At 68.5% G+C, this 24,119-nt stretch carries 28 protein-coding genes; 7 read left to right on the top strand and 21 right to left on the bottom strand.

The window, feature by feature from the left end; all coding sequences use genetic code 11:
• Nucleotides 1–80: 80 nt before the first annotated feature.
• Nucleotides 81–341 carry a glutaredoxin family protein gene (locus DTA22_RS29115; protein ID WP_112301768.1) on the bottom strand — a complete coding sequence of 87 codons (261 nt, stop codon included), beginning with the start codon at nt 339–341 and terminating at the stop codon, nt 81–83.
• A 179-nt stretch (nt 342–520) separates the two neighbouring features.
• Between DTA22_RS29115 and DTA22_RS29110 the strand changes: the two genes are divergently transcribed.
• Entirely contained in the window at nt 521–1,507 is a 987-nt protein-coding gene (locus DTA22_RS29110; protein WP_037233343.1) for an HAD family hydrolase, read from the top strand.
• Nucleotides 1,508–1,530: 23 nt separating this feature from the next.
• Here DTA22_RS29110 and DTA22_RS29105 read toward each other — a convergent pair whose 3' ends face one another.
• The 10 genes from DTA22_RS29105 to DTA22_RS29060 form a co-directional block, all read right to left on the bottom strand.
• The gene (locus DTA22_RS29105; protein WP_005251979.1) at nt 1,531–2,550 is read right to left on the bottom strand and encodes a lysophospholipid acyltransferase family protein; all 1,020 of its coding nucleotides are present in this window, start codon (nt 2,548–2,550) and stop codon (nt 1,531–1,533) included.
• Entirely contained in the window at nt 2,547–3,590 is a 1,044-nt protein-coding gene (locus DTA22_RS29100; RefSeq protein WP_037233342.1) for an NAD-dependent epimerase/dehydratase family protein, read from the bottom strand. The genes DTA22_RS29105 and DTA22_RS29100 overlap by 4 nt, the downstream gene beginning before the upstream one ends.
• A 199-nt stretch (nt 3,591–3,789) precedes the next feature.
• Nucleotides 3,790–3,891: a 30S ribosomal protein bS22 gene (locus DTA22_RS29095; RefSeq protein ID WP_003402602.1), complete on the bottom strand. Its 102-nt coding sequence runs from the start codon at nt 3,889–3,891 to the stop codon at nt 3,790–3,792.
• A gap of 220 nt (nt 3,892–4,111) precedes the next feature.
• Nucleotides 4,112–4,348 (bottom strand): helix-turn-helix domain-containing protein, encoded by a 237-nt coding sequence (locus DTA22_RS29090; protein ID WP_005258384.1) that lies wholly within the window; start codon nt 4,346–4,348, stop codon nt 4,112–4,114.
• Nucleotides 4,349–4,473: 125 nt separating this feature from the next.
• Nucleotides 4,474–5,289, bottom strand: coding sequence for a pyrroline-5-carboxylate reductase (gene proC / locus DTA22_RS29085; RefSeq protein ID WP_112301767.1), 816 nt, complete (start codon nt 5,287–5,289; stop codon nt 4,474–4,476).
• Nucleotides 5,290–5,325: 36 nt separating this feature from the next.
• The gene (locus tag DTA22_RS29080) at nt 5,326–6,168 is read right to left on the bottom strand and encodes a thioesterase family protein (protein ID WP_112301766.1); all 843 of its coding nucleotides are present in this window, start codon (nt 6,166–6,168) and stop codon (nt 5,326–5,328) included.
• Nucleotides 6,165–6,800, bottom strand: a complete 636-nt coding sequence (locus DTA22_RS29075; protein ID WP_037233332.1) for a MerR family transcriptional regulator — start codon at nt 6,798–6,800, stop codon at nt 6,165–6,167. The genes DTA22_RS29080 and DTA22_RS29075 overlap by 4 nt, the downstream gene beginning before the upstream one ends.
• A 107-nt stretch (nt 6,801–6,907) precedes the next feature.
• Nucleotides 6,908–7,849 (bottom strand): sugar phosphate isomerase/epimerase family protein, encoded by a 942-nt coding sequence (locus DTA22_RS29070; RefSeq protein ID WP_052033243.1) that lies wholly within the window; start codon nt 7,847–7,849, stop codon nt 6,908–6,910.
• A 7-nt stretch (nt 7,850–7,856) separates the two neighbouring features.
• Nucleotides 7,857–9,056, bottom strand: coding sequence for a hypothetical protein (locus tag DTA22_RS29065; protein WP_112301765.1), 1,200 nt, complete (start codon nt 9,054–9,056; stop codon nt 7,857–7,859).
• Nucleotides 9,053–10,006, bottom strand: coding sequence for a Ppx/GppA family phosphatase (locus DTA22_RS29060; RefSeq protein ID WP_009474743.1), 954 nt, complete (start codon nt 10,004–10,006; stop codon nt 9,053–9,055). The genes DTA22_RS29065 and DTA22_RS29060 overlap by 4 nt, the downstream gene beginning before the upstream one ends.
• 66 nt (nt 10,007–10,072) lie before the next feature.
• Between DTA22_RS29060 and DTA22_RS29055 the strand changes: the two genes are divergently transcribed.
• Together DTA22_RS29055 and DTA22_RS29050 are read left to right on the top strand one after the other, a co-directional pair.
• Nucleotides 10,073–10,858, top strand: coding sequence for a hypothetical protein (locus tag DTA22_RS29055; RefSeq protein ID WP_112301764.1), 786 nt, complete (start codon nt 10,073–10,075; stop codon nt 10,856–10,858).
• Nucleotides 10,859–10,927: 69 nt separating this feature from the next.
• Nucleotides 10,928–11,263 carry a hypothetical protein gene (locus tag DTA22_RS29050; protein ID WP_037233618.1) on the top strand — a complete coding sequence of 112 codons (336 nt, stop codon included), beginning with the start codon at nt 10,928–10,930 and terminating at the stop codon, nt 11,261–11,263.
• 86 nt (nt 11,264–11,349) lie between these two features.
• On the opposite strand, the gene DTA22_RS29045 is transcribed toward DTA22_RS29050, so the two are convergent.
• The 8 genes from DTA22_RS29045 to DTA22_RS29010 form a co-directional block, all read right to left on the bottom strand.
• Nucleotides 11,350–12,039 (bottom strand): response regulator transcription factor, encoded by a 690-nt coding sequence (locus tag DTA22_RS29045; RefSeq protein ID WP_005251956.1) that lies wholly within the window; start codon nt 12,037–12,039, stop codon nt 11,350–11,352.
• Nucleotides 12,036–13,229 carry a sensor histidine kinase gene (locus DTA22_RS29040; RefSeq protein ID WP_037237858.1) on the bottom strand — a complete coding sequence of 398 codons (1,194 nt, stop codon included), beginning with the start codon at nt 13,227–13,229 and terminating at the stop codon, nt 12,036–12,038. The genes DTA22_RS29045 and DTA22_RS29040 overlap by 4 nt, the downstream gene beginning before the upstream one ends.
• Nucleotides 13,230–13,378: 149 nt before the next feature.
• Nucleotides 13,379–14,134, bottom strand: coding sequence for a phosphoglyceromutase (locus DTA22_RS29035; protein ID WP_174233884.1), 756 nt, complete (start codon nt 14,132–14,134; stop codon nt 13,379–13,381).
• Nucleotides 14,135–14,177: 43 nt separating this feature from the next.
• Nucleotides 14,178–15,770, bottom strand: coding sequence for an AMP-binding protein (locus DTA22_RS29030; protein ID WP_112301763.1), 1,593 nt, complete (start codon nt 15,768–15,770; stop codon nt 14,178–14,180).
• A 150-nt stretch (nt 15,771–15,920) separates the two neighbouring features.
• The gene (locus DTA22_RS29025) at nt 15,921–16,412 is read right to left on the bottom strand and encodes a type III secretion system chaperone family protein (RefSeq protein WP_112301762.1); all 492 of its coding nucleotides are present in this window, start codon (nt 16,410–16,412) and stop codon (nt 15,921–15,923) included.
• A complete protein-coding gene (mshA, locus tag DTA22_RS29020) occupies nt 16,409–17,767 on the bottom strand; it encodes a D-inositol-3-phosphate glycosyltransferase (RefSeq protein ID WP_174233883.1) in 1,359 nt (452 codons plus the stop codon). Before mshA ends, DTA22_RS29025 begins: the two co-directional genes overlap by 4 nt.
• Nucleotides 17,768–17,779: 12 nt before the next feature.
• Complete coding sequence (locus DTA22_RS29015) at nt 17,780–18,607, bottom strand: alpha/beta fold hydrolase (protein ID WP_037237868.1); 828 nt, start codon at nt 18,605–18,607, stop codon at nt 17,780–17,782.
• A complete protein-coding gene (locus DTA22_RS29010) occupies nt 18,553–19,755 on the bottom strand; it encodes an MFS transporter (protein ID WP_037237974.1) in 1,203 nt (400 codons plus the stop codon). Before DTA22_RS29010 ends, DTA22_RS29015 begins: the two co-directional genes overlap by 55 nt.
• 56 nt (nt 19,756–19,811) lie before the next feature.
• On the opposite strand from DTA22_RS29010, the gene DTA22_RS29005 reads away from it, so the two are divergent.
• Entirely contained in the window at nt 19,812–20,585 is a 774-nt protein-coding gene (locus DTA22_RS29005; RefSeq protein WP_112301760.1) for a PIG-L family deacetylase, read from the top strand.
• Here the strand turns inward: DTA22_RS29005 and DTA22_RS29000 are convergent.
• A complete protein-coding gene (locus DTA22_RS29000) occupies nt 20,522–21,163 on the bottom strand; it encodes a hypothetical protein (protein WP_112301759.1) in 642 nt (213 codons plus the stop codon). The two genes, DTA22_RS29005 and DTA22_RS29000, sit on opposite strands and share 64 nt — an antisense overlap.
• Before the next feature lie 63 nt (nt 21,164–21,226).
• Here DTA22_RS29000 and DTA22_RS28995 point away from each other — a divergent pair, with 63 nt between their 5' ends.
• Both DTA22_RS28995 and DTA22_RS28990 read left to right on the top strand, forming a co-directional pair.
• A complete protein-coding gene (locus DTA22_RS28995) occupies nt 21,227–21,631 on the top strand; it encodes a PaaI family thioesterase (RefSeq protein WP_112301758.1) in 405 nt (134 codons plus the stop codon).
• A gap of 3 nt (nt 21,632–21,634) precedes the next feature.
• Nucleotides 21,635–22,666, top strand: a complete 1,032-nt coding sequence (locus tag DTA22_RS28990) for a tocopherol cyclase family protein (RefSeq protein ID WP_112301757.1) — start codon at nt 21,635–21,637, stop codon at nt 22,664–22,666.
• Here the strand turns inward: DTA22_RS28990 and DTA22_RS28985 are convergent.
• Nucleotides 22,659–23,324: a cysteine hydrolase family protein gene (locus DTA22_RS28985; protein ID WP_112301756.1), complete on the bottom strand. Its 666-nt coding sequence runs from the start codon at nt 23,322–23,324 to the stop codon at nt 22,659–22,661. The two genes, DTA22_RS28990 and DTA22_RS28985, sit on opposite strands and share 8 nt — an antisense overlap.
• A gap of 120 nt (nt 23,325–23,444) precedes the next feature.
• Between DTA22_RS28985 and DTA22_RS28980 the strand changes: the two genes are divergently transcribed.
• Nucleotides 23,445–24,032 carry a DUF742 domain-containing protein gene (locus tag DTA22_RS28980; RefSeq protein WP_112301755.1) on the top strand — a complete coding sequence of 196 codons (588 nt, stop codon included), beginning with the start codon at nt 23,445–23,447 and terminating at the stop codon, nt 24,030–24,032.
• The last annotated feature ends 87 nt before the right edge of the window (nt 24,033–24,119 follow it).

The raw sequence follows: 24,119 nt of genomic DNA, 5'->3' as shown, positions 1-24,119 counted from the left end.
CCCATGCACAAAGTCGCTGCGACTGCGCGACATGCGGTCCTACCTGCACGGCATCGGAAGATCCCACTTTTAGGGTTCCCTTACTTGCGTAAATCCGAGCGAAGGCGCTCTTCGTCGACCTCCCAGTAACTGTGCTCACGTCCGTCGAGCAATACCACCGGTAATCGGTCGCCGAATTCGGCCCGCAATTCGGGGTCCGTGGCCGCCGCCTCGTCCACGTCTATGCACGTCAGTTCCAGCCCGAACTCCTCGCACAGAACCAGCAGCCGGTCGCGGGCCGGCGCGCACGCACCGCACCCCGCCCTCGCGAGAAGCGTCACCTCGTGTCCGCTCGCGCTCATGCCTCGCCACTTCCTTTCGACGCCTCCGGTGGAGTCACTGTGCCGTTTCGGGGTCCGCAGACGCCAATCGGCTCGGAGATGAACGTCACACAGTTCCCCCAGCGCGGCCATCCACCCGCCCCGTCCCCGATTCGGGAGATAGGCTGCTCCCAGAGGCTTCTGCGATACGGGAGGTGCGAGTGCCTGCGCGATCACTACCGAACGGCACGGGTTTCGGTTCAGGTCTGGCGGGGATCATCCTCCCGGGCCGACGCCAGTTCAGGAATCCGCTGGGACCCAGCGAAGCCGAGGTACGTGCCAACGTCGCAGGTGAGGCGAGTGCCGATGCGGCCCTCGCACTCCACGTCGCGGCCGGCGAAGAAACCGAACTGGTGGAACACGACGTTCCCCTCGACCTCACGGCGGCCGCATTCTTCGACGTCGACAACACGATGGTCCAGGGCGCCTCGATCATCCACTTCGCCCGCGGACTCGCCGCCCGCAAGTATCTGAAGACGTCCGACCTCGTCGACTTCGCGTGGAAGCAGATCAAGTTCCGCGTCACCGGCAAGGAGAGCAGCGACGACGTCGCCTCCGGCCGGGAGAAGGCCCTCTCGTTCGTCTCCGGACGGTCGACGGCCGAGCTCGCCCGGCTCGGTGAGGAGATCTACGACGAGGTCATCGCCGACAAGATCTGGCCCGGCACCCGCGCGCTGGCGCAGATGCATCTGGACGCCGGACAGCAGGTATGGCTCGTCACCGCGACGCCGGTGGAGCTGGCCCAGGTCATCGCGAAGCGCCTCGGCCTCACCGGCGCCCTCGGCACGGTGGCCGAGAGCGAGGACGGGATGTTCACGGGACGCCTGGTGGGCGACATCCTGCACGGCCTCGGCAAGGCGCACGCCGTGCGCGCCCTCGCCGTCCGCGAGGGACTCAATCTCAAGCGCTGCACCGCGTACTCGGACAGCCACAACGACGTGCCGATGCTGTCGCTGGTCGGCACCGCGGTCGCGATCAACCCCGACACCGATCTGCGCGAGCTGGCCAAGAACCGGGGCTGGGAGATCCGCGACTTCCGGACCGGACGCAAGGCAGCCAAGATCGGCGTCCCCACGGCGCTGCTCCTCGGCGCTGCCGGCGGCGCACTCGCCGCAATCGTCGCGCGGCGCCGCGAACAGGCGGCCTGAGCCGCGCGCCGCGGCGCAGCGGTTCAGCCCAGGAACACGTTCCGGCGCTTGGCGAGGAGCCGGTACAGCGTCTGCTGGATGGTCTCCCGGACGTGGTCGGTGACCTCGAACAGTTCCATCGGGTCGTCGGCCGCCGCAGCGTCGTAGGTGTCGGTGACGATCGGCTTGCCGAACTCGATGTACCACTTCGACGGCAGCGGGACGAGGCCGAGCGGTCCGAAGTGCGGGAACAGCGGGGTCACCGGGAAGTACGGCATGCCCAGCAGCCGGGCGAGCGTCCCGAGTTCGCCGATCTTCGGGTAGATCTCCTCGGACCCGACGATCGAGCACGGAATGATGGGCGCACCGGTCCGCATGGCGGCGGACACGAAGCCGCCGCGGCCGAACCGCTGCAGCTTGTAGCGCTCGCTGAACGGTTTGCCGATGCCCTTGAAACCTTCGGGGAACACGGCCGCGACCTCCCCGTCCTGCAGGAGGCGCACCGCGTCCGGGTGGCACGCGAGGGTGTGCCCGGCCTTGCGGGCGACACCGCCGACCAGCGGCATCTCGAACGCCAGATCGGCGGCCAGCATCCGCAACGGGCGATGCGCGGGGTGATGATCGTGGACGGCGACGGACGTCATCAGACCGTCGATGGGCAGGACACCGGCATGGTTGGCGACCACCAGCGCGCCACCGGTCGACGGGATGTTCTCCAGACCGCTGACCTCGACGCGGAACCACTTGTCGAACAGCGGCCGCAGGATGGGGAGCCACACGTTCTCGGCGAAGTGCGGGTCGTAGCCGAAGTCGTCGACGTGATAGTCGCCCGACAGCCTGCGGCGCACGAACTCGGCTGTGTTGACGATCTGCTCGGCCAGGGCGTTGCGGACGGCGTCGACGGCCGAGGACTCGGTGACGGGCTCGGGTGGGGTGATCACGGCGGGTGGAGGCATCGCGGACGGATGTCGGCTCTCGCTCTGCTCACGCCTCGAACGTCCGATAGCGGCCCCGCGCGCGGCTGTCGCACCGTGCAACGGAATGACCTTCGCCACTTCGTTCACCTCTCCCCTTTCGCCGTGCCGGTAAGAGCGAGTAGTGCGTTTTCTGCTGCGTCGACCCATTCGTTCTTGATGATCGCCTTGACGCCTGCCGCGCGAGCGAAGTCGTCGAGCGCCTGCATCGAGGTCCACCGTGGCTCGAAGGATAGTTCGCTTCGCATGCGGGTGGTGTCGAGTCCGCAACCGAAGTGGAAGTACTCGAGTTGCTCGGTGGTGTACGACCTCATCACCGGACCCATCAGCGCACGTCCGAGGTTGCGGAACAACCCGAACGGCATCGGGACCTCGATCCGCCCGGCGCGGCGGATGGCCTGGGACATCATGACCACGCCGTCGCCGGCGACGTTGAACGTGCCCGCCGGACCCGACACCGTGGCCCGTTCCAGTGCGGCGAGCGCGTCTTCCTCGTGCAGCACCTGCAGGCGTGCGTCGCGTCCGAGGATGGTCGGCACCACGGGTGAGGTGAGGTACTGCGCGACGGTCGCGTTGAGACGGGGCCCGACCAGGGGTGCGAGGCGAAGAATCGACACGCCGATGTCGGGGCGCCTGCGCCCCATTCCGCGCAGATAACCCTCGATCTCGATGCAGTCCCGTGCGTAGGCGCCCGCGGGACGCCGCCGGGCGCTCATCTCCTCGGTGAACTTGGCCGGGTCCTTGGCGCTGCAGCCGTACACCACGGAGGCCGAGCGCAGTACGACCTTCCGGACCGTCGGCGCCTTCTGGCAGACGGCGAACAACTGCATCGCGCCGATGACGTTCATGTCCTTCATGGCCGCGCGACTGCCCGACTTCGGCGGGCGCGCCAGCGTCGAGGCGTGCACGACCGTGTCGACCTCGGCGTTGCGAATGACCTTGCCGATCAAGGGATTCCGGATATCGGCGCGCACGAACTCGGCGCGGCCCATGCGCCGCAACATGTCCTTGCTCGGCGACACCGCGTCCACCGCGATGACCCGCTCGATGTCCGGATTCTGAGCGAGCCGGGTGACCAGGTACCCACCCAGAAACCTGCTTGCCCCAGTGACCAGTACGACGCGCGGCACCGCCGTCCGCGTAGTACTGTCTCCGTCACTCACAACCACTAGAACCCCCGATCACGTAGCGAGTGACGTCAACGATACGTGCAGGAGGGGGATGGCGCTCCGCACAACGACAATTGGTCGGTCGCCCACTACGCGGAGGGTGCCGGCGAAACGACGGATGCCCGCCACCGGAAGGTGACGGGCATCCAGACGCAACTCTTTACTTACCGAGTTTCCTGCGCTGCACTCGGGTGCGTCGAAGCAGCTTGCGGTGCTTCTTCTTCGACATGCGCTTGCGTCGCTTCTTGATCACTGAACCCATAGCGGGTGTCCCTCACGTTCTTCTCTAGCGTTCGTGCGCACGCCTGTCACGTACGCCTGCGCCACTCTGGCGCCTGGGCCTCGTTTTAACTAGCTCAGCGCCTTACGACACCAGCTGGCTGGTACGACAGTCGCTAATCGTACCGGTGCGGGTCCGCTCCCGGAAAACTAGGTCGCACCGCTCCCGGCGAAACCGAAGTGACCCTCTTCGTGCCGATCGGTCAACCGGCGTCGAAGTACGAGGTTTCGAGGTAGTCGTGCACTGCTTTCGCATGCACTCTGAACGAGCGGCCCACACGGACGGCGGGCAGTTCGCCGCTGTGCACCAACCGATACACAGTCATCTTGGACACTCTCATCAGCGTCGCTACCTCGGCGACGGTGAGAAATTGCGTTCCGGCCAGTGCCGGTTGTCCGTCCGGGGCCGAGCCCTTGGACGGCTTTTTTGCAGACGTCATCAACCACTTACCTCCGGCACGTCTCGCGCCGCCGGCTTCCCCTCCGGCGGAACAGACACGCACGTGCTACTTCGAGCTTAGCGGGACGGATGGGGTTACTGCGACGGGTGTGGGCAATCGAATATTCATTCGGTCGTCGTGCCGAGTTCGGCGGATCGAATTTTCGCAGCTTCGAGGGCATCGAAAAATGCTGTTCGGAGCCCGTTTCCCTCCAGCCGGCGGATCGCTGCCGCGGTGGTTCCGCCGGGCGAAGTCACGGCGGCACGAAGTTCGGTTGCGCTCTCCCCCGACCTGTCGAGCATGGCTGCGGAGCCGACCATGGTCTGCACGACCAGTTCGGAGGCGGTCGCCCGGGTCAATCCGAGCCCGACGCCCGCGTCGATCATGGCCTCGGCGACCAGGAAGAAATAGGCCGGACCGGAGCCGGAGACGGCGGTGACGGCGTCGATCTGCGATTCGGGGACGACGACGACCTTGCCGACCGACGACAGGACGCCGCGCACCAGTTCGAGGTGCTCCTTCTTCACGTGCCTGCCGGGTGCGAGCACGCTGACGCCCTCACCGACCAGCATGGGCGTGTTGGGCATGACCCGCACCACCGGGAACCCGGCAGGCAGCCTCGTCTCGTAGAAGGCGGTGGGGATACCGGCAGCGAGCGACACGAGCAACTGCTCGCGCTCACCGTCGAGTTCCACCTTGGACACCTCGGTGAGCGCAGCCTCGACGTCGCCGGGCTTGACGGCCATCACGATGACGTCGGCACCTTCGGCGGCGTCGGAGGGGGTGGTGACCCGCACCGAATACGCCGCGGCCAGTTCGTCGGCGCGCGCCGGATGCTGCTCGGCCACCACCAGATCCTTGACGGCGTGACCTGCCTGCAGAAGCCCCGAGATGAGGGCCTCGCCGATCTTGCCGCCTCCGATTACCGCAATTCTCGTCATGCCGAACAGCCTGCCACGACGCTCTGCGGCGCCTTCCTAGCGGGGGATCATCGCCAACTGCCGGCTCTGCACAACGATCGCCCCGGTCGAGTCGAGAACGGTGTGGTCCTCCTCGAACCACGCACCGCCGAGCACGGTGCTGCTGGCCATCACGCGCAGCCAGCCCGGCGCCGGCTGCCTGCGCAGGTACGTGGTCAGCTGCACCGTGGGCGCCCAGCCGAACATGCCGCGGTTCATCGTCACGGGGGCGCTGATGTCTCCGGTCATGATCGCGAACAGGGCCGCCGTGTCGGGATCGTCCTCGTCGCCTGCACGCGGTCGCACCCACATGCGCACCTCCGGTTCACCCTGGTTGCCGGTCAGGAAGTGCGCCGACGTCCCGTCCACCCGCATGTCGCAGCCCTGCGACACGTGGACGATCTGCCCCATCGGATGGTCGGCCGTGAGCACGACGGCGTCGGTGGGCGGTTCCGCCGGAAGCTGGGACAGGGCGTGGTCTCCGCTGTACTGCGGTTCCCCCACGTCCGGGACGCCGAGCGTGACCGACGCGTGCACGGCGACGCGGTCGCCCTGCTTCAGCTCCACGTCGACGAACGACACCTGCTTGCCCTGCTTGCGGACCGTCGTCGACAGCGTCACCTCGCCGGGGTCGGGAGCGGACAGATAGTTGGCACCGACCGCGAGGGGCTGCACCCGGGACAGATCGGCGTCGCCGGTCTCGTCGAGCAGTCGCCTGCGGGCCGCGGCCGCGCAGAGCGACATCATCGAACCGCCGTGCACCTTGGGGCCGATCGTCCAGATCGGGTCGATCGACGCCTGGTAGGCCCCGTCACCGGCAGCGGTGAGGACGTTGAGGTCGCGGAAGGGAGTTGAGCTCACTGCTGTTCCTGTTCTTCGGGGTTCCGGAGGCGCTTCTGCGCGACGTCCTGGTGCGCGAGCCGGCGCATCGCGGCGATCACCGGCTCGTAGATGGCCGTGCCGAGCACCGCGTAGCGGATCGCGTCCTCGGCCGATTCGGTGGGCATGAGTCCGATGTCGATCTCGGCGATCCCGCGCACGTGCCGCCCGTAGGCCTCGAGCCGCTCCTCGGTCATCGGGATGCCGGCTTCTTCGAGCCCCTCGAGTGCACGTTCGAGCTGGCCGACCGCGACGTACCGCGGGTCGTACACCTGCCCGAGCCTGTCGAGGACGGCACGTGCACGCGGGAACTCGTCCACCTCGTCGGCGGACGCGTCGAGGTAGGGCGGGAGTTGCGCGATGGCCTCGCCGAGCACCTCGAACAGCGAGCCGTCAGGGTTGTCCACGAGCCGGAGGATCTCCCGGATGCGCGGAATCGGGAGTCCGGCTCCGGCCAGCGCCTTGACGAGGCCCAGTCGCTCGACGTGCTTCTCGCCGTACCGTGCCTGGGTAGCGCTCGTCGCCTCGCCGGGCATCAGCAGACCTTCGCGCAGGTAGTACTTCACCGTCGCGAGCGGAACGCCGGTACGGGCGACCAATTCGGAAACGCGCACGGCCCCTCCTTCGGCTCGTCGACTCTCGACTTCGGATACCCAGAACTAGATACTGAAACTATCCAATGTGGCGACGAGCTTACCGCAGCAGGCCCGCGGCAGAAATCTCAGGTGTCGTCGTGATCGCCACCGGAGTGGCTGCGCGGCGACCCCGAGGCAGCGCGGCCCGGTTCGAGGTGCTCACGGGCGAAGGCCAGCGCCTGTGCGAGCATCGAGGACCGTTCCCGCTGCGTCCGGGCGTTCTGCGTGTTGATCTCGATCACCGCCTGCCCGTCGAATCCGGTGTCGACGAGATGACGGCACAACTGCGCGCAGGGCTGGGCGCCGTGGCCGGGGATCAGGTGCTCGTCCATCGACGCGCCCCGGCCGTCGGCGAGGTGGAGATGAGCGAGGCCCTCCCCCATCCGCTCCGCCAGCTTCATCGCATCCATGCCGGCCGTGGCCGTGTGCGACAGATCCAGGGTGTAGTGGGCGTGGCCCGAATCGGTGGGGTCGTAGGACGGGCTGAACGCCGACAGGGCCGCCCCCGGTCCACCCCGTCTCCGGAGTCGCTGGGCCGACCTCTCCTTGCTGCCGAAGAAACCGTCCGCCCGCATGGGGAACATGTTCTCCACCGCGACGATCACGTCACTGCGCTGTTCCAGGTCGGCCACCTGATCGGCGAAACCCTCCGCGTACCGGCGCTGCCAGCGGAACGGGGGGTGCACCACGACACTCGTCGCCCCGAGCGACTCGGCGGTGCGGACGGAACGCTCCAGCTTCGCGACCGGGTCGGCGCCCCACACCCGCTGCGAGATGAGCAGGCACGGCGCGTGGATCGCCTGCACCGGTATCGCGTACCTGCGCACCAGCCCGGCCACCGCCCCGATGTCCTGGCTGACCGATTCGGCCCACACCATCAGTTCGACGCCGTCGTATCCCAGATCGGCTGCGTACCGGAACGCCGCTTCCGTGTTCTCCGGGTACACCGAGGCCGTCGACAGGCCCACCAGTACCTTCCGCCCGCGCGGTGACCGTCGAACCTGCCCGTGCCCGCTGTCCCCGACCATGAGCAACTCAGCCCGACGCAAGCATGAAGGCTAACGGCCCCAGAGTGACGATCATCCCGACCACGACGGCGATCACGAAGCTGGTGATGTCGTCGGTGCGACGCAGGATGCGGACCATCGCGACCAGCCCCACGATGACGAGCAGCGCCAGAATCAGCGCGACCCACGGAAAGACGTCCCACAACTTCTCGAAACCCTTGAAGAGCAGGGCCCCGGCGATCACGGCTACGACACCCTGACCGATGAGGACGGCCCACTCCCGGGTGGAGTTCTCTCCTGTCTCGTCCTTCTTCCCCGCCCTCTCCGCTTTCGCGGCCTCGGCCTTCTCGGCCTTCGCCTCCTTGCGGGAGCGGCGAGGACTCTCGGGCTTGTCGCCCTCGTGCTTCTCCGTGTCCGCATCGTCGGTGGCGGCCTCGATGAGTTCCGTCTCCTCGCCCGCGTTCGCCGTGTCCGAGTCCCGGGACTGCCGCATCAGGTCGCCGGCCAGCGTCGAGCCGGACAGCAGTGCAGGTTCCGGCTTCGCCTTGGCGGGAGCCTCGGGCTTCGGCGTCTTCACGAACTTCGACGCGCCGTTCGACGGTGCAGCGCTACCCGCCTTGGCGGGGGTTCCGGTTTTCGCCGTCGCCTCGGGCTTCGCGGGTGCTTCGGCCTTCGTCGCCGGTTCGGCCCCGGCCGCCGGGGTGCCGGCCTTCGGCGCCGGCTTCACGCGGGGAGCGGCGACGGTCGCGGCGGGCTCCGGCTTCTTCACGACCGGGGCGGCCACGGTGGGCGCCGGCGCGGGGGCCTCGGGCGCCGGCCGTTCTTTCTGGACGGATCGACTCACCCAGGTTCCCTGGTGTTCACGCGACGTCCCGCCCGGCACCACTCCCCGCCCGCGGCCGCCGGGGCGACTGGCGATGGGCTCGTCGTCATCGTCTTCGTCGTCGACCGGAGCCTTGAATGCTGCCGTGCGCTCGTCCGCGCGCACGGACGGCGCCGCCGGCGCGGGCGCGCGCGGCGGCTCGGGAGCGGCAGGTTCCGGTTCAGGATCGGGTTCGAGTGCCCGCGAATCGGACGGATCCCGGACCACCGGGATTTCGCCGGTCAGCTCGGCAACGGAGATTCCCCCCTTGACGCCGCGACGACGCCGCCCGCCCCGGGACTCCACCTGCTGCCCGTTGCGTTTGAGCAGTTCTGACACAGAGATCTGCTGACTGTCCTCGGTCATCGAGCACCCACCATCAATTCACCGCCCATTTCCGTATCGAGCTTGCGGAGGATCAAACCCTCACGCAGAGCCCAGGGGCAGATTTCCAGTTCCTCCACGCCCAGTGCTCTCATGCTGGCCTCCGCAACGAGTGCTCCGGCCACGATCTGCTGCGACCTGTCGGAGCTCACCCCTTCCAATTCTGCACGGTCCGAGGCCGTCATCCGCGAAATGAAAGCTATGAGTTGCCTGAGACCGCTGGCGGTGAGGGTGCGCTTCACCCGCGGGCCCGCGCCGGACGGCGCCGCGCCCGTCAGCCTGGCCAGCGAGCGGAACGTCTTGGACGTGCCGACGGCCCGATCCCACTGCCCCGCCGCGCGCAGTTCCTTCGACGGGACGGTCAGTTCGGCGTCCAGCCAATCCCTCAGCACCGCCACACGACGCTTGCCCGGCGGGTCGGCCTCGAGCCAGTCCCGGGTGAGCCGTCCCGCGCCGAGTTGCAGCGACAGCGCGACGTCCGGGTCCTCGTCGCCACCCGTCGTCAGCTCGAGGGATCCGCCTCCGATGTCGAGGTTCAGGATGCGGCCCGCGCTCCACCCGAACCAGCGGCGCACGGCGAGGAACGTCAGCCGGGCCTCGTCGACACCCGACAGAACCTCGAGCGTCACCCCGGTCTCGGCGTGTACCCGCTCGAGCACGGCGTCCGAATTGTTGGCGTCGCGCACGGCGGACGTGGCGAAGGCCATGAGCTCACCGCACCCCGACGTCTTCGCGATGCTGGCGAAGTCTGCCACCGTCGAGACCAGGCGATCCGCACCCTGGGAGGTGATGTCACCCCGGTCGTCGGTGTTCTCCGCCAACCGCAGAGTCGACTTGGTCGAACTCATCGGTGTGGGGTGGCCGCCCCTGTGGGCGTCCACTACGAGAAGATGGACGGTGTTGCTTCCGACGTCGAGTACCCCTAGTCGCACATTGACACGGTACTGGGTCTACCGTCGGGCTTTGTGACAGCACGTAAAGCAGGGCGTTCACACAAGATGACACCCAGCCCCGAAGTACCCCTCGACTTCGCTCGCGAATGGGTCGAATTTCCCGATCCCGACAACACCGAGCACATCATCGCCGCGGACATGACGTGGCTGCTCTCCCACTGGACCTGCGTGTTCGGGACCCCCGCCTGCCAGGGCATCATCGGCGACCGACCGGACGACGGCTGCTGCTCCCACGGCGCGTTCCTGTCCGACGAGGAGGACCTGGAGAAGCTGAACAAGTCAGTGAAGCTGCTCACACCCGAGGACTGGCAGTTCATGGAGAAGGGTCTCGGCAAGAAGGGCTACGTCGAGGAGGACGACCTCGAGGACGAGCCCGCGCTGCGCACCCGCCGCTATCACGGCGCCTGCATCTTCCTGAACCGCCCCGGCTTCGAGGGCGGCGTCGGCTGCGCGCTCCACTCGATGGCCCTCAAGCGCGGGATCGAGCCTCTCGAGGTCAAGCCCGACGTGTGCTGGCAGCTCCCGATCCGCCGCACCCAGGAGTGGGTCGAGCGTCCGGACGGCGAGCAGATCCTCAAGACCACCATCAGCGAGTACGACCGTCGCGGCTGGGGTGAGGGCGGCTCGGACCTCGACTGGTACTGCTCCGGCTCCCCCGACGCCCACGTCGGCGCCAAGGCCGTCTGGCAGTCGTACGCACCCGAGCTGACGGAACTGCTCGGCAAGGCGGCGTACTCGGAGTTGGCGAAGATGTGCAAGCGCAGGGCCGGCCTCGGCCTCGTCGCCGTCCACCCCGCCACCGCGGCCGCCCAGCGGAAGGCCGCCGAGTAACGCATCAGACCCATCGGTCGATTTACCCGTCACGGCCCCATTCCGGGCACAGCCATGACGGGAGAGACAATGTTCGCTCGAATTCTGACCGGTGCCCTGTTGACCGCCGCCGCGACGCTCGCCCTCGCGCCGACCGCGTCCGCCCAGCCGACCCCGGACTGGAACACCTTCTACGACAAGACCGCGAACTTCGTCGCACCGTTCGATCCGGGAGCCTTCGGCGACAAGGGTGACCGGGCGCTGGTGCTGAGCCCGTACGGAACCGGCCGGGTCATCGAGTGCAAGGGCGACGGACACTACGTCGCGGTCTACTGCAGGCAGTTCGACGACCAGGGTCGCGAGCATGCCATCACGCAGATCATCTCGGCGCCGCTCCGCGGCGTGTACGTGTACAACCCGTTCTGACAAGCTCCCACCAATTCGTCAGCCGCACAGTCAATTTCCTGTGCGGCTGACGAATTCGTCTGCAGTTGTGGCGGATCGGCGTCCGCTCAGGCCTCCAGCTTGTAGCCCAGTCCCCGGACGGTGACGAGGTGTTCCGGCTTGGCCGGGTCGGTCTCGATCTTCGAGCGCAGACGCTTGACGTGTACGTCGAGGGTCTTGGTGTCGCCGACGTAGTCCGCGCCCCACACCCGGTCGATCAACTGTCCGCGGGTGAGCACCCGGCCCGAGTTCCGCAGCAGGTACTCGAGGAGGTCGAACTCCTTGAGCGGCAGCGTGACGGCCTCGCCGTTCACCTGGACCACGTGACGTTCGACGTCCATCCGGACCGGCCCCGCCTCGAGGACGGCCGAGTCCTGCGCGACGTCGAGTTCGCTGTCGACGCCGCGGCGCAGCACCGCGCGGATGCGGGCGATCAGTTCCCGCGCCGAGTACGGCTTGGTCACGTAATCGTCGGCGCCGAGTTCGAGGCCCACCACCTTGTCGATCTCGCTGTCCCGTGCCGTCACCATGATGACGGGGACACCGGACCGGCTGCGGAGCTGCTTGCAGACATCCGTGCCGCTCATGCCGGGCAGCATGAGGTCGAGGAGGACGATGTCGGCACCGGCCCGATCGAACTCGGCGAGCGCGGACGGTCCGTCGCCGACGATCGTCGTCTCGAACCCTTCCTTGCGTAACAGGAATGCCAATGGGTCGGCCAGTGACTCCTCGTCTTCCACGATCAGCACACTTGTCATCGCTTGGCCTCCATACCGATTTCTCTCTTCCCGACGTTTCCGCTCGCGGCGTCCACTGTCTCGATGTGTGCAGGAATCTGCAGGGTAAACGTCGAACCTGTTCCGGGCTTGCTCCACAGGTCGATCGATCCGTTGTGGTTGGCGGCCACGTGTTTGACGATCGCGAGTCCGAGCCCTGTTCCGCCGGTCGCGCGTGCCCGCGCCTTGTCGACGCGGAAGAAGCGTTCGAACACGCGCTCCTGGTCGGCCTTGGCGATGCCCTCGCCGCGGTCGGTCACCGAGATCGCCACGTTGTCGCCGCGGATGGACCGGCTCACCGACACCGGCGTGCCCTTCGGCGAATAGGCGATCGCGTTCTGCACCAGGTTGGACAGCGCGGTGACGAGCAGGGCGCGGTCGCCGAGCACTTCGTAGCCGCTGTTGTGGTCCGTGGTGACGGCGATGCCGGCGGCTTCCGCGGAGATCTTGCAGCGCTGCAGCGCCTCGTCCACCACCTCGTCGACGGAGACGGCCTCGAGGTCGGGCAGTTTCTCGGCGCCCTGCAGCCGCGACAGCGCGATCAGTTCGGTGACCATCTTGCCGAGCCGGACGGATTCACTGAGCACGCGTTCGCCGAAGTGCCGGACCGACTCGGGGTCGTCCGCCGATTCGAGGAGCGCCTCGGCCAGCAGGCCCATCGCGCCGACCGGGGTCTTGAGTTCGTGGCTGACGTTGGCGACGAAGTCGCGGCGGGTCGCCTCCATCCGCACCTGCTCGGAGTCGTCGTCGGCGAACAGGACCACGAAGTTGTGGTCTTCCTTGCTGAGCAGACGTGCGGTGCCGCGCACCGCGATCCGATCGCGTCCCCGCTGCGGGTTCTTGGTACTCAGGTCGACTTCGACGGGTTCGCCGGTTTCGAGGACCCGGAGCGCCGCCACCCACGCGCGGTCGTCGACGAGCCGGTTCCGTACCAGGCCCAGCTCCTCCGCGCGGGGGTTGAACAGGACGACGTCGTGGAACTGATCGACCACGGCGATGCCGCTCTCGGATGCCAGCACGATCAGGTCGAGGACCTGCGACATGGTGAGCCCGGACTTCTCTTCCATGCGCTGCGCCTGCCGGGTGGACAGCATGGGGATCAGCACGCCACCGACGAGGTAACCGACGAAGCCGCCCACGATGGCAAGCAAGACGGCTTGAACAACACTCACGCCTGAATCGTACGTTCGCGCGGCGGGCCGGTTACGCAGGGTCCAGGCATTTCCGCGCACGTCACACACGGGAACCGGAGTCTTCGTCCGTAGTTAACCTGCTGTTGGCCGGATGTCCCGCGAACGGGACATCCGGCCGGGCGCACGGGTTACTTCCCGCCCTGGTTCGCGACCGCGGCGGCGCCCGCGGCGGCGGCTTCGGGGTCGAGGTACGTGCCACCGGGGTTGAGCGGCTTCAGGTTCTCGTCCAGGTCGTAACGCAGCGGGATGCCTGTCGGGATGTTCAGGCCCGCGATGTCCTCGTCGGAGATTCCGTCGAGGTGCTTGACGAGGGCGCGCAGCGAGTTGCCGTGCGCCGTGATCAGCACGGTCTTGCCGGCCTTCAGGTCGGCGGAGATGGTGTCTTCCCAGTACGGGATCAGGCGGTCGACGACGTCCTTCAGGCACTCCGTCAGCGGGACCTCATCGAGGTTCGCGTAGCGGGGATCGGTGTCCTGGCTGTACTCGCTGCCTGCCTCGATCGGCGGCGGCGGGGTGTCGTAGCTGCGGCGCCACAGCATGAACTGCTCGTCGCCGTACTTGTCCTTGACCTGTGCCTTGTTGCGTCCCTGCAGGGCACCGTAGTGGCGCTCGTTGAGACGCCAGTCGCGGATGACGGGAATCCAGTGCCGGTCAGCGGTGTCGAGCGCGATGTTGGCGGTGCTGATCGCGCGGCGCAGCAGCGAGGTGTACAGCACGTCGGGGAGCAGGTTGTGCTCGAGCAGCAATTCGCCGGCACGCTTGCCCTCGGCGATGCCCTTATCGGTCAGGTGGACGTCCACCCAGCCGGTGAACAAGTTGAGCGCATTCCATTCGCTCTCGCCGTGGCGGAGCAGCACAAGGGTTCCGGTACTCATGCCGTTCATCCTGGCATGCCTCCCGGAACCCTCGCGCCGTGAACCCCTGCCGTCAGCTCCGGCCGGCCTCGCTCGCCCGGAGATCCTTGCGGAGGATCTTGCCCGCGGCGGACTTCGGCACCAGGTCGATGAACTCGACCCTGCGCACCTTCTTGTGCGGCGACACCCGCTCGGCGACGAACGCGATGACCGCGGCCTCGTCCAACTCGGCGCCCTGCTGTTTGACGACGAACGCCTTCGGCACCTCCTCACCCTCCTCGTCGAGGACACCGATCACGGCGGCGTCGGCGATCTGCGGATGCGTCAACAGCAAGGCCTCGAGCTCGGCCGGCGGCACCTGGTAGCCCTTGTACTTGATCAGCTCCTTCATCCGGTCCACGATCGTCACCACCCCCTCGGAATCGACGGTCGCGATGTCACCGGTGTGCAGGTACCCCTCCCCGTCCAGGGTCTCCGCGGTCGCCTCGTCGTTGCCGAGGTACCCGGCCATGATGTTCGGGCCCTTGCACCACAACTCACCCGGTTCGCTGACGCCCTCGGCCGGGTAGGCGACCTCCTCACCGGTGCCGGGGTCGACGAGCTTGCACTCCATGTTCGCGATCGACGGACCGACCGAGTCCAGGGCGATGTCGTCGCGGTCGAACGGGATCGCATGCGAGACCGGGCTCATCTCGGACATCCCATAGCCCTGCCGGACTCGGCACCCGAGCCGGTTGGCGACGGCCTTGCCCAGTTCCTGATCGAGCGGGGCGGCGCCGGAGAAGATCGAGTGCACACTCGACAGGTCGTAGTCGTCGACCAGCGGGTGCTTGGCCAGCGCCACCGCGACCGGCGGGGCGATGAACACATACGTGCACTTCTGCCCGGAGACGATTCTCAGGAATTCGACGAGATCGAACTTCGGCATCGTCACCAAGCTCGCCCGGTTGAACAGGGCCGCGTTGAGCAGCACCGTCATGCCGTAGATGTGGAAGAACGGCAGCACCGCCAGCAGCCTGTCCTCGGCGCCGATGCCCATCCGCGGGTTGATCTGACAGACGTTCGCCACCAGGTTGCGGTGCGTGAGCATCACCCCCTTCGGCCGGCCCGTGGTGCCCGACGAATACGGCAGCACCGCCAGCTGGGTCGCCGGGTCGAACGAGACGTCGGGGGCGGGGGCGCCCTCGGTCAGCAGATCGGTCAGCGACGGGTGCCCGTCGGCGCCGTCGAGGACGATCACGTTCCCCGCCGGGATCCCGACCTTCGCCGCGGCGGCCTGCGCCTGCGGCAGCAGCGGGGAGACGGTGAACAGGAACTTCGCCTTCGAGTCGGTGAGCTGCTTGGCGATGTCCTCCGCGGTGTAGAGGGCGTTGATGGTGGTCGCGACCCCACCGGCACGCAGGATCCCGTGGAACACCGACGCGAACGCGGGAACGTTCGGCGAGTGCAGACCCACCACCTCACCGACGGCGAGACCGCGGGCGGCCAGCGCCCCGGCCACCCCGTCGATCTGGGCGATGAGGGACTGGTAGGTGGTGACCGCGCCGGAGGCACCGTCGATCAGCGCAGGCCGGTCCAGATCGGCCGTATCGACCTGGCCGAAGAGGAAATCGTAGACACTGAGGTTCGGAATCTCGACGTCCGGAAACGGGCTCTTGAAGCTCACTGGGGCCTCTCCCTCGAAGTGTTGCAGCAGCAGTTGTCGGTACAAGTTTCTGTGAACATCAGACACATGTACCTAAGCTGTGACAACAGTCACAAGCTCGCCGCAACTCTACCCGTGCGTATTTCCTGTCCGCGGGCGGTCGACCAGCGCTCAGGCCTGCGAGTCCTCGATGAGATGCTCGAACGGTTTCAGGTTCGCGAGCGACTCTCCCCGTGAGACGCGCCACTCCCACTCACGCTTGATGGATCCGGCGAAACCGAGCTCGAGGAGGGTGTTGAAGTCTCCGTCGGCCGCCTCGAGCACCTGCCCGAGAATCCGGTCCAGTTCGTCCGCGGTCACCGCGTGCTCGGCGATCTGGCCGACCAGGTAGATGTCGCCGATCTTGTCGATCGTGTACGCCACCGAGTACAGCCGGCGATTGCGCCGCAGCAGGTACTTGTAGACGCCTTCGAAGTTCTCGTCGGGTTTGCGGCAGACGAACGCCTCGACGCGCAGACCGTGCTTGCCGACGGTCAGGAGCGTGGTGGTCTTGAGCTTGCGCTCGCCGGGCAACTCGACGATGAAGTGCGTCGAGTCCTTCCTCGTGAAGTCCATCTCACGTTCGGTCAGGGCGGACTCGATCACGTCGGCCAGGTCGCTCATGCGCGCACTCCCCCGGCCCTGCGCAGCTTCCACAATCCGCGTCCGCGACGCGGGGAGAATTCGCTGGGGCCGTGTCCGTAGTTGTAGTTGACGGTCGCCATCCGATAGCTCTCGAGGAGTCCGTCGGCGGTGTGTTCCCAGGAGAAATTCTCCGCGTGGCGCGGAGCCTCGGCGGCCAGTGCGGCGAGCCTGCCGGGCTCGGAGACCAGTGACTGCAACGCCGTCGCCCAGTCCTCGGTGCGGTGCCCGTCCACCAGTAGCCCGGTCTCGCCGTGCCGGACCGCGACACCGAGACCGCCCACGTTCGCGGCGATCACGGGTGTGCCGCAGGCCTGCGCCTCGATGGCAACCAACCCGAACGACTCCGAATAACTCGGCACCGCAACGAGATCCGAGGCCCGGTACACGTCGACGAGCCGATCGGGCGCCTGCGGCGGGAGGAACGTCACCCGGGCCGCGATGCCGAGCGAGGAGGCGAGTTCGATCAACGCGTCCGGCCGCGCCAGCCCGGAGCCGGACGGACCCCCGACCACGAGCACCCGCAGTGACGATTCGGGATCTCGGGCGATCAGTTCGGCGGCAGCGCGGAGCAGGACGTCGGGCGCCTTGAGCGGCTGGATGCGTCCGACGAACGTCACGACGGTCTCGCTCGGGTCGAGCCCCAGCTTCGCCCGGGCGGCGGTCCGGTCGCCCGGCCGGTACCGCGTCAGATCGGCGCCCGGCGCCACCACGTCGATCCGGTTCGGGTCGGCGCCGTAGTGGCGCACCAGCTGATCGGATTCCTCGGTGGTATTGGCCACGAGCCGGTCGGACTCGGCCACCACCTGCTGCTCGCCGATCTGACGGGCGGCCGGTTCCGGGGTGTCGCCGTCGGCCAGGGACAGATTCTTGACCGCGGCAAGCGTGTGCGCGGTGTGCACGAGCGGCACACCCCACCGGTCGCGGGCGAGCCACCCGACCTGCCCCGACAGCCAGTAGTGCGAGTGCACCAGGTTGTAGTAGCCCGGTTCGTGGCGGGCCTCCTCACGGAGCACCCCGGCGACGAACGCGCACAGCTGCGTGGGCAGATCCTGCTTGTCCAGCCCCTCGAACGGGCCGGCCACCACGTTGCGGACGAGGACCCCGGGCGCGGCTTCCTGGACCGGTGCGTCGGCGGACGACGTGGCCCGGGTGAAGATTTCCACCTCGACGCCGCGACGCGCCATCTGGATGGCGGACTGCAGCACGTAGACGTTCATGCCGCCCGCGTCGCCGGTACCGGGCTGCGCCAGTGGTGAGGTGTGGACCGAGAGGACGGCCACCCTGCGGGGGCGCGAATTGTGCATGGGCGTCACCACTCCATAGTGCTCCCTCACCGATCGGCCCCTTTAACCGAGGTTGTCGACGAACTCGCCGACCTCCTTCACGAACCTCTCGGGATCCTCCACGAACGGTCCGTGATCGCAGCCTTCCCAGAACGACGCCCGCGCCTGCGGGATCAGTTCTGCAGCGTGCCTACCAGCCGAGACATCGACGACGGAGTCCTCGGTGCCGTGCAGGACGAGCACCGGGACGTCGAGCGCCCGCAGCAGGTCGTCGTGGCTCGCGGACCGGTTGAAGAGGGCGGCCCGCACCCGGGGCGGGGTGGCGAGGCTGGCCCCGAACAGCGCCTGCGACTGTGCGCCCTTGCCTTCCGGCGGTCCGGTGAGCGCGTTGCCGAACGCGCCCAGCGCACGAATGGCGTCGCGCGGCTCCTCGGACATCGCGCCGGGGATCGCCGCGCGCATCGCCGCGCCGACCTTGCCGCCCGCCTCCCCCCGGCCGATGCTGGTGATGGCTCCGACGAGGACCACGCCGTCGACGGCGGCCGTGCCGTGAGACGCCAGGTAGTCGCAGATCACGAGGCCGCCGTAGGACCAGCCGAGGAGCACGGCGCCGGACGTGACGCCTTCGGCCGTGAGCACCGCGTCGACGTCCCCGGCCCAGTTCGCGGAGTCGTCGTAGCCGGTGTGGGGCGCACCCGAGTAGCCGTGCCCCCGCAGATCGACGGCGATGACGCGGTAGCGGGCCGCAAGTTCGTCGAGCACCGCGGGGCCCCAGCACTTCGAGGACTGCGCCCAACCGTGCAGGAGTACCAGGGCCCGCGCGTCGGGGGCACCGGTCACCGAGTAGACGAGGGGCGTTCCGTCGACGCCGACTGTTTCACGAATAGCCATGGGGTCACCATAGAGGCCAGCAGCGCGGCGCCCGCCGCCACCGCGTATCCCGCTGTCGTGCCGAATTCGTCGATCATCCGGCCCGCGAGTGCCGACCCCACGGCGACGCCGACACCCAGCCCGGTGACGATCCAGGTGATGCCCTCGGTCAGCGCGGCCGCGGGCACGATCTGCTCGACGAGACCGGTCGTGGCGATCATGATCGGCGCCACCGTCATCCCTGCCACCGCGTAGGCGACGGCGAGCGCCGGGATGCTGTCGGCCAGCAGCAGCGGAATCGTCAGGACCGCCACCGCGAGGACCGCGACCATCAGCTGTTTCCGGAGCGACGCCGACACCCGGATCGCGCCGAACACGATGCCTGCCACAGCGGAACCGGCCGCGAAGAGGGCCAGCACCACGGTGGCGGAGGCGGGTGCGTCGTGGCTTCGGGTGAAGGCGATGGCACCGACGTCGATGACACCGAAGATGGTGCCCATCGACACCATGACTGCCACGAGGATCCACACGGCGGGCGTCCGGACGACGGACGGGCGTCCGTCGTGCGATGCCGAATGCACGGGTGGTTCGGTGCCACGCTGAGCGACGAGCGCGAGCGTGCCGACCACCAGCAGGACGAGCCCCGCGAGCGGTCCCGCCTCGGGGAACACCGTGACGGACAATCCGACGGAGACCACCGGTCCCGCGATGAAGCACAGCTCGTCCACCACCGCCTCGAACGCGAATGCCGTCCGCAGCAGTGGCGTGCCGCGGTACAGCTCGGTCCAGCGGGCGCGCACCATCGCACCGATCGTCGGCATGCAGCCGGCGGGAACGGCCCACACGAACAGCACCCAGTCCGGCGTCCCGAACCGGACGCACAGCAGCATCGCGGCGATGGATGTCGCGCTGATCCCCGACGCGACGGGAAGGACGCGGGACTGCCCGTATCGATCCACCGCCCGGGACACGACCGGCGTGATGAACGCGTACGTCAGCGCGAACACCGCGGCGAGGGCACCGGCCAGTGCGTAGTCGCCGCGCAGTTCGGACAGCATCGTGACGATGCCGATGCCGACCATGGCGATCGGCACGCGCGCAACGAATCCTGCGGCGGAGAACGCTGCGGAGCCGGGGGCGGCGAAGATCTGACGATAGGTACCGAGCACGCGTCGAGCCTCACAGATCGTGGCCGCGACTTCCAGCACGTGCAAGTATTGCGCTCATGAGTGTCCTGGTGTGTTTCCACGCCCATCCCGACGACGAAGTGTTCACCACGGGCGGCGTGATGCGTCAGGCCGCCGACGCCGGTCATCGCGTCGTCGTGGTCACCGCGACGGACGGAGCGCTCGGCGAGGCCCCCGAGGGGATCCTGACCGAAGGCGAATCACTCGCCGAGCGTCGGCGCCGCGAGCTGGAGGAGTCGACGTCGCTGCTCGGCGCCCAGCGTGTGGTGTTGCTGCACTACGCGGATTCCGGGATGGCCGGAACGCCGGAAAACGAGAATCCCGCCGCGTTCTGCAACGTCGACGTCGAGGAGGCTGCCGCCCGGCTGGCCGCGATCCTCGTCGAGGAATCCGCCGACGTGGTCACCATCTACGACCCCAACGGTGGCTACGGCCATCCGGACCATGTCCAGGTGCATCACGTGGGCATCCGGGCCGCCGAACTCGCCGGTGTGCCGCACGTCTACGAGGCCGCCGTCAGCCGCGACCACGTCCGGCGACTCATGGCCGCGAATCCGGAGTGGTCCGAGAACGCCCAGCCACCGGACCTCGACACGTTCGGTCTGCCGGACTCCGAGATCACCACGGTCGTGGACGTCACCTCGGCCATGGACGCCAAGCGCGCCGCGATGCACGCGCACGCCACCCAGATCGGGGATTTCGGCCCGTTCCTGCAGATGCCCGAGGAGCAGTTGCGGGCGGCGTTCGGTCAGGAATGGTTCCGCCGTCGCGGAGCGCCGGCCGGGCTCGCGGAGTCTTCGCTGCCCCTCTGATCGACCGGCCCTGGTGTCCTCCTGCCGGAGAACCTCTTTCCCGCCAGGGTGAGGACGGCTGCGGCGAGGAGGCATCCGCCCGCCCCGATCCCGGTCACCGTGCCGGGTGCCACCGTCGTCGTCAGACCCAGGAGGAGCCCGGCCGCGGCGACCACGACGAGCAGCGCACCGAGCACGGTCAGCGACGCCTCGCCGAGGACGCCGGCCAACGGCACGAAGTGCACGCCGACGGCGAAGCACACCCAGACCGGAATCCACGCCGACAGACCCGTGTTTCCGAGAACGGCTGCGCCCGCCCAGATCACCGCGAACTCGATCACCACCACGAGGGTGTACCGCCGGCGTACCGCCCGGTCCGCCAACGCGGAACTCTCGGTCGGACTACGCACGGCGAGCACCGCTCCCAGCACGGCGACGACGAGCGCCACCACGATGGCTGCGTCGAGGAGCGCGGTGAGGGGGCGGGGAAGGTCGACGGCCATGGCCCAGGCGAACCAGGCTGCGGCGAAGAATCCGACCACCGCGGCACTCCCCCGTGCCCGGCCCGACCGGCGGGCGGCTTCCGACAGACTGGACATGCCGCCAATCTAGCCCCGCGAACCGCCTGCGCGGGTTCGGTTCCGCGCCTAGCATCCACGGGTATGGATCCCGCTGATCTCGTCGCGACCATGCCGTTCGCCGTGCACACCGGGGTTCGCCTCACCAAGGCCGCACCCGAGGAGGTCGTCGGGCACCTCGAATGGGACCAGCACCGCACCACCGCGGGAAGCGGCATGCACGGCGGGGCGCTGATGACGCTCGCCGACAGTGTCGGCGCCGTCTGCGCGTTTCTCAACCTTCCGGCCGGAGCGTCCACGTCGACCACGAGTTCGAGCACGGTGTTCACCCGCGGTGTGCGCAAGGGCACCGTCACCGCGACCGCGCGTCCGCTGCACGCCGGCCGAACCACGGTCGCCGTCGTCACCGAACTGCGCGACGACGAGCACCGGCTCGTGGCGCAGGTGACGCAGTCACAGGCAGTGCTGCACCCTCAGCCGGGAAGCTGACCGATGTCGCGACTGCTGCGGGCGTACCGCGCCACGGGAGCGGATCTGCCGTTCGGCAACGTCCTCGCCGCGCACGACGTCGCGATGGAAGGCTATTTCTGGCGGTTCACCCAGCCCGCGACGGGACAGGTCGTCATCGCGCTGGCGGGAATCAACCGCGCCGCGGACGGGCACTGGGCGACGCTCGGTCTCGCCGGTCACCCCACCCGGTTCCTGCGAACCGCCGCGCATCCGGAGGGCTGTGCCAACCCGGCCGGACTCGGCGCGTTCGCGGGCGACGCGTTCCGCGGGTCCGTCGACCGCGTGAAGGTGGATCTCGGGCAGGACGCCCGCCTCGACGTCCGGGTCGGCGCCCAGGTCCCGTGGCCGCGACGCAGGCTCGGCGGATCGAGTGTGTTCCAGACCGTGCCCGCGCTGAACCAGTACTGGCACCCGTGGCTGCTCGGCGGACGGGCCGAGGGAACAGCCGTGCTGGGCGGCACCGAGATCGACCTCGACGGCGCCCAGGTCTACGGCGAAAAGAATTGGGGTAAGGGCGGATTCCCCGACTCCTGGTGGTGGGGCCAGGCCCAGGGTTTCGCCGACCGGCAGGCGTGTGTCGCGTTCGCAGGCGGCGAGGTCACCGCGGGTGGACTGCGCACCGAGGTCACGGCCGTCGTCGTCGCGCTGCCCGACGGCACGGTGGTCCGCCTCGGCAATCCGGTCACGTCCCCCGTCCGGGCGCACGTCACGGACGAGCGGTGGTCGTTGCGGGGCCGCGGCCGCACGTGGAGCGTCGAGATCGAGGGCGGTTCCCCGCTGGGCTCGGCGCACGTGCTGCCGGTTCCGCTCCCCGCCGAGCGTCGCAACATCCCCGGCGCCCTCGAGCACCTCGCGGGCTCGATGAGTGTCACGGTCCGCCGTCGGGGAGAGCTCGTCTGGGCCGACGAATCACCACTCGCCGCGTTGGAGCACGGCGGGATCGAGCGGGCGCGCGCGGAGCTGCGCAGGCGGGGTGCGCCGCCGGACGCGACATCGGCGCCGCCGCTCAGCTGATCACCTCGAGCTCGGGTGGCTGCAACGCCTCGACGATCTCGTCGGTCTCCGCGTGGAGGACCCCGATTCGCCCGGCCTCCTCCAGGTTACGCGCGTCGACGCCCGAGATCGCGTCGGCCGCGACGAGCACCTTGTAGTCCCGTTCGCTGGCATCGAAGATCGTGGCGCGCGGGCAGTTGGGATAGTTGCATCCCGCGATCACCACGGTGTCGACCCCCCACTGGCGCAGGCGATCGTCGAGTTCGGTGCGGTAGAACGAACTCCACCTGGGCTTGAACAGAATGTGCTCGGCCGGAGAGACGGCCTGGAGGCCGCCGCCGAGGAGCGACTCGGGATCGAGCGGTGGCACGCCCAGCTCCGGCGCCACCTGGGAGCCCGCGGTGCCCGGTCTGGCGAGGTCGAATCCGGCCGCGATCAGGCGGCGGCGGCACAGGTCGACGTCGTCGCCCTCGTACAACCGGACGACGTGCACGATCGGGGCCGAGGCCTCCCGGTAGGCGTCCACGAGACGCGCGATCGCGGGCAGCACTGCCGAGGTGCCCGGAATCGGGGCGGCCCCGCCGTCCACGAAGTCCACCTGTGTGTCGACGACGAGCAGCGCGGACCGGCCGAGATCGGGAGCGAGGAACGGATCCGAGTTCTGCCGCCAATGGGTCACGCAGCAAATCTAACGCTCGCGCGCACCCTGTAGCCGGAATCACAGGGACCGGTTCATTCACCCGAAACGAGGGTTTGGGACCATGGAGTGGGTGGGGTAGTGCGAGAAGGGTCCCAACCGATGACTGTGAGCGATGAGAACTGGCCGTTGATCGGCGCGACAGGGGCGCGCTTCGGATCAGCCGGCCGGCGCCGCAGCGCCAGGAAAGACCAGGACCCGAGCCCGCCGCAGTCGACCGAGTGGGTGGAGCCCGGCCCGGCCGAGGCCGCCCCCGAGCAGGTGGAACCCGCTCCCGAACCCGCCGGCCAGGCCCCCGAGACCATCGACAGTGCTGCTGCCGAGTCCACCGAGTGGGTGGCGCCCGAGGACACCGTCTCCATCGTCCGGCCGTTCATCCTCACGGGCGGTCGGACCGAGTCCGGGGTCGATCTGCCACTGGAGGCGCTCATCGTCGCCCGCCCGGACGGGGACACCGTCGTGGACGGGATGCCGGCGCCGGACGAACTGCGCCGCGTCTTCGCGCTGTGCTCGGAACCGCGGTCGGTGGCCGAGATCGCGTCGCTCGCGTCGATCCCGCTCGGGGTCGCGCGCGTACTCGTCGGCGACCTCGCCGCGGCCGGGGCGGTCACCGTCAACGAGACGGCCGGGTCCACCGGCCCGGACCGGAAACTGATGGAACGCGTCCTCGACGGGCTGCGCAAACTCTGAGACCCGCCGGGGTGAGCGCCCGGACGGACACACACGAATTCGTCAGCCGCACAGACTATTGCCCGTGCGGCTGACGAATTGCTGTGA

The organism is Rhodococcus wratislaviensis, from assembly GCF_900455735.1.
GTDB lineage: Bacteria > Actinomycetota > Actinomycetes > Mycobacteriales > Mycobacteriaceae > Rhodococcus_F > Rhodococcus_F wratislaviensis.
Note: the sequence above shows the minus strand (reverse complement) of the source record. Positions and strands in the feature narration are given on the sequence as shown.

Excerpts from the sequence above, each read along its gene's own strand:
- DTA22_RS29115 (WP_112301768.1), bottom strand. The coding sequence starts at position 341 with ATGAGCGCGAGCGGACACGAGGTGACGCTTCTCGCGAGGGCGGGGTGC.
- DTA22_RS29095 (WP_003402602.1), bottom strand. The coding sequence starts at position 3,891 with ATGGGTTCAGTGATCAAGAAGCGACGCAAGCGCATGTCGAAGAAGAAG.
- DTA22_RS29090 (WP_005258384.1), bottom strand. The coding sequence starts at position 4,348 with ATGACGTCTGCAAAAAAGCCGTCCAAGGGCTCGGCCCCGGACGGACAA.
- proC (WP_112301767.1), bottom strand. The coding sequence starts at position 5,289 with ATGACGAGAATTGCGGTAATCGGAGGCGGCAAGATCGGCGAGGCCCTC.
- DTA22_RS29070 (WP_052033243.1), bottom strand. The coding sequence starts at position 7,849 with ATGGTCGGGGACAGCGGGCACGGGCAGGTTCGACGGTCACCGCGCGGG.
- DTA22_RS29065 (WP_112301765.1), bottom strand. The coding sequence starts at position 9,056 with ATGACCGAGGACAGTCAGCAGATCTCTGTGTCAGAACTGCTCAAACGC.
- DTA22_RS29055 (WP_112301764.1), top strand. The coding sequence starts at position 10,073 with ATGACACCCAGCCCCGAAGTACCCCTCGACTTCGCTCGCGAATGGGTC.
- DTA22_RS29050 (WP_037233618.1), top strand. The coding sequence starts at position 10,928 with ATGTTCGCTCGAATTCTGACCGGTGCCCTGTTGACCGCCGCCGCGACG.
- DTA22_RS29045 (WP_005251956.1), bottom strand. The coding sequence starts at position 12,039 with ATGACAAGTGTGCTGATCGTGGAAGACGAGGAGTCACTGGCCGACCCA.
- DTA22_RS29035 (WP_174233884.1), bottom strand. The coding sequence starts at position 14,134 with ATGAACGGCATGAGTACCGGAACCCTTGTGCTGCTCCGCCACGGCGAG.
- DTA22_RS29025 (WP_112301762.1), bottom strand. The coding sequence starts at position 16,412 with ATGAGCGACCTGGCCGACGTGATCGAGTCCGCCCTGACCGAACGTGAG.
- DTA22_RS29015 (WP_037237868.1), bottom strand. The coding sequence starts at position 18,607 with ATGGCTATTCGTGAAACAGTCGGCGTCGACGGAACGCCCCTCGTCTAC.
- DTA22_RS29005 (WP_112301760.1), top strand. The coding sequence starts at position 19,812 with ATGAGTGTCCTGGTGTGTTTCCACGCCCATCCCGACGACGAAGTGTTC.
- DTA22_RS29000 (WP_112301759.1), bottom strand. The coding sequence starts at position 21,163 with ATGTCCAGTCTGTCGGAAGCCGCCCGCCGGTCGGGCCGGGCACGGGGG.
- DTA22_RS28995 (WP_112301758.1), top strand. The coding sequence starts at position 21,227 with ATGGATCCCGCTGATCTCGTCGCGACCATGCCGTTCGCCGTGCACACC.
- DTA22_RS28990 (WP_112301757.1), top strand. The coding sequence starts at position 21,635 with ATGTCGCGACTGCTGCGGGCGTACCGCGCCACGGGAGCGGATCTGCCG.
- DTA22_RS28980 (WP_112301755.1), top strand. The coding sequence starts at position 23,445 with ATGACTGTGAGCGATGAGAACTGGCCGTTGATCGGCGCGACAGGGGCG.